The following is a 2021-nucleotide window of genomic DNA, read 5'->3' on the forward strand; positions in this document are numbered from 1 at the left end:
ATTACGGTGAGACCAAAAGCAACGTAGTAAATGCACTGGCGACATAAGAGCGTGGACATAGCACCTTCCTGGTATAGGAAAATGCCCCGTGACGTGGGGCTGAATCCGTCAAAACAGCAACGAATTCACGGCAGATGCCTGATTCCAAGAGGTCCTTGGAGTATTCGCCAACATCATCTGCTGCTCGTGTTCAGACACCGCGAGCTGGTCTTTGGGGTATATCTCGTAATGCTATCAAATAGGCAATTTAGGATGATCTATTTTCTCAGGATGCTTCCAGCGTACTGACAGGATCTCGTGACTGGCCATGGGATTTATGGGGGCTGCCAGTACATGGGATGCCTGAATGGGCGTCCTCATCTCCGTTTCAGGCAAAAACCATCGGGTCATCATGACCGGTTCAGGGAAGTTGAAGGCCGGACCGATGAAAGGACCAAAAGATACCCGCATGAGCTGATTCATTTGAGCGATCTGTCGATCCATTGCCACCTGCATGGAGCGCATCTGCCACAAACTCCGATTGATCAGCGCTTGCGCCTGTACTGGAGAGAGATGGCTGGCAGTCACCTGCAAATGTCCGGGATGACCTTGCGCCCCCCAAGTGACCGTTTGTATTCGGATGACACCACCGGGAATATGAATGGTTTTGTTTTCCGCAGAAACGGGAATCGAATGGCCATCCACTGAAACATAAGCTGTCGCCGCATGGGCGAGGGGTAAGGCCATAGTCGCACCGAGAAGGGGCAAGCTCGCCAAGGCAAGCCACTGGCGTTTTGTTTTCGAGAGAGGGTTTCTTTTCATGGCTATCCTCCTTGCTGTAAAAAACCCTGGGACCAAAACAATCGGATGGAAGTGTTCTTCCATTCGAAAAGACCGGAGTTCCTATCAGAAAGTTCCCTGCCAGTCGGGGTCGAACTTGACGAGGCGATGATTGTTCACGGTTTTGTTTGAAGCCTTTCACTGCAGAATCTCCTGGAATTTGCTAGCGATATAATGGTCTTAGGCGGTTGAGCAATAGCAGATCATTTCGGATGGCATTTATGGATGTAATCAACAAATCGGTTATGGACAGGCTGGGCGCCCAATCCCAAGAATTTCGGCATACGCAGCCTTACCCATGGATCCGTATTTCGGATTTTCTTTATCCGGAAAAGTTTGACCAGCTCTGCAAGGATCTTCCTGATCCCGTTCTTTTTGAATCCCAAATGGGTTACAAAAGGGCGCACGGGCAAGCAAGCCATGATCGTCTCGCACTGCAATATCGACCAGCGCTGGAGAAAGTCCTGACGCCCAGCTGGAGGGGTTTTATTCACGAATTGCACAGTGAGGCTTACAAGGATTTCTGGCGCGAGATGCTCGGTTTATTAATACGGCCCTTAAATACCCGAACATCCTTTGATATTATATAGAGCATGGAAAGGATCGACGTGCGCCGCTTGACGATGGAAGGGAGGCAGATGCTTCGCCAGGTGGTGGTTCGTCTGCGCAAGCAATCCGGGATGAGCGTGAAAGAGTTGGCCAAGGTATCTGGCGCACATCCTACGACCATTAAAGGCTGGTTGGCGCGGGCGCCGTACAGAAGGAGAAAAAGGGCTGGGAGAGAAGCGCCGAGGTCGGCCGGTAGAGGTGCCTGTCGCAAACTGACCCTGGCCGCCGAGGCCTGGATACGCGATCAGATCGTCAAGGGTAACCCTCAGCAAATAAAGTTGCCTTTTGCGCTCTGGACGCGACCGGCGATACGCGCGCTGATTCGAGACCATTTTGGGGCGGATCTACAGGAGCGTCTGATGGGTAAGTATCTCAAGCGTTGGGGCTTCACTCCACAACGCCCTGTCAAAAGGGCATTGGAGCAGAATCCAGAAGTAGTCCGTCAGTGGTTGGAACAGGATTATCCCCGCCTGCGCGCGCAAGCGGCCCAAGAGGGAGCGGTGATTTATTGGGGGGACGAGACGGCCGTCAAGGAAGATGCCCATTGGGTGCGCGGGTATGCGCCTCGGGGACAAACGCTGGTATTGGCGGTT

General features: G+C 52.6%; 3 protein-coding genes. 2 read left to right on the forward strand and 1 reads right to left on the reverse strand.

Annotation, left to right across the window (positions count from 1 at the left end; translation table 11 throughout):
* Positions 1-234 precede the first annotated feature (234 nt).
* A complete protein-coding gene (locus tag BLW97_RS18390; protein WP_077218557.1) occupies positions 235-801 on the reverse strand; it encodes a hypothetical protein in 567 nt (188 codons plus the stop codon).
* A 239-nt stretch (positions 802-1040) separates the two neighbouring features.
* On the opposite strand from BLW97_RS18390, the gene BLW97_RS18395 reads away from it, so the two are divergent.
* Positions 1041-1409, forward strand: coding sequence for a hypothetical protein (locus tag BLW97_RS18395; RefSeq protein WP_242947881.1), 369 nt, complete (start codon positions 1041-1043; stop codon positions 1407-1409).
* 18 nt (positions 1410-1427) lie between these two features.
* Positions 1428-2021, forward strand: a 594-nt coding sequence (locus BLW97_RS18400; RefSeq protein WP_242947882.1) for a winged helix-turn-helix domain-containing protein, incomplete at its 3' end; no start/stop codon positions are given.

Origin of the sequence: Acidithiobacillus albertensis (genome assembly GCF_001931655.1) — a bacterium.
Lineage (GTDB): Bacteria > Pseudomonadota > Gammaproteobacteria > Acidithiobacillales > Acidithiobacillaceae > Acidithiobacillus > Acidithiobacillus thiooxidans.